Source organism: Pseudomonas agronomica (assembly GCF_025917275.1).
Classification (GTDB): Bacteria; Pseudomonadota; Gammaproteobacteria; order Pseudomonadales; family Pseudomonadaceae; genus Aquipseudomonas; species Aquipseudomonas agronomica.
The window spans coordinates 1-2,254 of record NZ_JAOSHO010000673.1 but is presented as its reverse complement, the minus strand read 5'-3'; the positions used below and the strand labels follow the sequence as shown (position 1 = coordinate 2,254).

At 64.3% G+C, this 2,254-nt stretch carries 1 protein-coding gene; it reads left to right on the top strand.

Annotated elements, in window-relative coordinates; translation table 11 throughout:
• The coding region (gene ptsP / locus OC610_RS26040; RefSeq protein ID WP_264431920.1) for a phosphoenolpyruvate--protein phosphotransferase at positions 1 to 2,200 on the top strand (2,200 nt) is incomplete at its 5' end.
• Between the last annotated feature and the right edge of the window lie 54 nt (positions 2,201 to 2,254).

Below are 2,254 nucleotides of genomic sequence, written 5' to 3'. Positions count from 1 at the left end.
GCGCGTCAAAGAGGCCATGGGCAGCCAAGTCTGCTCGGTCTACCTGCTTGATCCCGAGACCAACCGTTTCGTGCTGATGGCCACCGAGGGCTTGAACAAGCGCTCCATCGGCAAGGTCAGCATGGCCCCCAATGAAGGCCTGGTCGGTCTGGTCGGCACGCGCGAAGAACCCCTGAACCTCGAAAACGCCGCGGATCACCCGCGCTACCGCTACTTTGCCGAAACGGGGGAAGAACGCTACGCCTCGTTCCTCGGCGCACCGATCATCCACCACCGCCGCGTCGTCGGCGTGTTGGTCATCCAGCAAAAAGAGCGCCGCCAGTTCGACGAAGGTGAAGAAGCCTTCCTCGTGACTATGAGCGCGCAACTGGCCGGGGTTATCGCCCACGCCGAGGCCACCGGCTCGATCAGCGGCCTGGGTCGCCAGGGCAAGGGCATCCAGGAAGCCAAGTTCGTCGGCGTGCCGGGATCGCCGGGCGCGGCGGTGGGCACGGCGGTGGTCATGTTGCCGCCCGCCGACCTCGACGTGGTGCCGGACAAGGCCATTAGCGACATCGACGCCGAGCTGGGGTTGTTCAAGACCGCCATCGAAGGCGTACGGGCCGACATGCGCGCCTTGTCGGCGAAGCTGGCGACGCAGTTGCGCCCGGAAGAACGGGCACTGTTCGACGTCTACCTGATGATGCTCGACGATGCCTCCCTGGGCAGCGAAGTCACCACGGTCATCAAGACCGGCCAATGGGCCCAGGGCGCGCTGCGCCAGGTGGTGACCGACCACGTCAACCGTTTCGAACTGATGGACGACGCCTACCTGCGCGAGCGCGCCTCGGACGTCAAGGACCTTGGTCGCCGGCTGCTGGCTTACTTGCAGCAAGAGCGCCAGCAGACCCTCGTCTACCCCGACAACACCATCCTGGTCAGCGAAGAGCTGACCCCGGCCATGCTCGGCGAAGTGCCCGAAGGCAAGCTGGCGGGGCTGGTCTCGGTGTTGGGCTCGGGCAACTCCCACGTGGCGATCCTGGCCCGGGCCATGGGCATCCCGACGGTGATGGGCCTGGTGGACCTGCCGTACTCGAAGGTCGACGGCATCCAGATGATCGTCGATGGCTACCACGGCGAGGTCTACACCAACCCCAGCGACGTGCTGCGCAAGCAGTTTGCCGATGTGGTGGAGGAAGAAAAGCAACTGTCCCTGGGCCTGGATGCGCTGCGGGACCTGCCGTGCGTCACCCTCGATGGCCACCGCATGCCGCTTTGGGTCAACACCGGCCTGCTGGCCGACGTGGCCCGGGCGCAGAAGCGTGGCGCCGAGGGCGTGGGCCTGTACCGCACCGAAGTGCCGTTCATGATCAACCAGCGCTTCCCCAGCGAAAAGGAACAGCTGGCGATCTACCGCGAGCAACTGGCCGCGTTCCACCCGCAACCGGTAACCATGCGCAGCCTGGACATCGGCGGCGACAAGTCCCTGTCCTATTTCCCGATCAAGGAAGACAACCCCTTTCTCGGCTGGCGCGGCATTCGCGTCACCCTCGACCATCCGGAGATCTTCCTGGTCCAGGCCCGCGCCATGCTCAAGGCCAGCGAAGGCTTGAATAACCTGCGCATCCTGTTGCCGATGATTTCCGGCACCCATGAACTGGAAGAAGCCTTGCACCTGATCCACCGGGCCTGGGGCGAGGTGCGCGACGAAGGCACCGACGTGCCGATGCCGCCAGTCGGGGTGATGATCGAGATCCCGGCAGCGGTGTACCAGACCAAGGAACTGGCGCGGCAGGTGGACTTCCTCTCGGTAGGTTCCAACGACCTGACCCAGTACCTGCTGGCCGTGGACCGTAACAACCCACGGGTGGCCGATCTCTACGATTACCTCCACCCGGCGGTGCTGCAAGCCTTGCAGACCGTGGTGCGCGACGCCCATGCCGAAGGCAAGCCGGTGAGCATCTGCGGCGAAATGGCCGGTGACCCGGCGGCCGCGGTGTTGCTGATGGCGATGGGTTTCGACAGCCTGTCGATGAACGCCACCAACCTGCCGAAAGTGAAATGGATGCTGCGCCAGATCAACCTCAGCAAGGCCCAGGAACTGCTGGCGGAGCTGATGACCATCGACAATCCGCAGGTGATTCATAGTTCCTTGCAGTTGGCGCTGAAGAACCTTGGGCTGGCGCGAATGATCAATCCGGCGTCGAGCAAGACGCTCTAAGCACAGGCATCTGTGGCAAGGAAGCTTGCTGGGCTCTGTAGGAGCTGGCGAAGC